The organism is Pseudoalteromonas sp. BSi20429 (genome assembly GCF_000238895.1).
Lineage (GTDB): Bacteria > Pseudomonadota > Gammaproteobacteria > Enterobacterales > Alteromonadaceae > Pseudoalteromonas > Pseudoalteromonas arctica.
In genome coordinates this window covers 1-262 of sequence record NZ_BADV01000074.1, presented here as the reverse complement: position 1 = coordinate 262, position 262 = coordinate 1, and the positions used below count along the sequence as shown (strand labels likewise).

Genomic DNA, 262 nt, shown 5'->3' with positions numbered 1-262 from the left:
TTTTGAATAAATGGTGCCGACTAACCTAGTCGAACGGATAACTTATACAGACTACTGATTACAAGTCAGTTGCTTTGCTCTTAACTATGGGTATTTTTAATTCTCAAGTTGAAAACAAAAAAGCCTCGCTATAAGCGAGGCTTTTGAATAAATGGTGCCGACTAACCGAGTCGAACGGTTGACCTACTGATTACAAGTCAGTTGCTCTACCAGCTGAGCTAAGTCGGCACACAAAACTGTGTGCTAAGGCACGTTCAATTTT

Annotated in this window: 1 tRNA gene; it reads right to left on the bottom strand. The window is 40.5% G+C overall.

Features of this window, described 5'->3' with window-relative positions:
- Positions 1-152: 152 nt before the first annotated feature.
- Positions 153-228 (bottom strand) — tRNA-Thr (locus tag P20429_RS05565).
- Positions 229-262 lie beyond the last annotated feature (34 nt).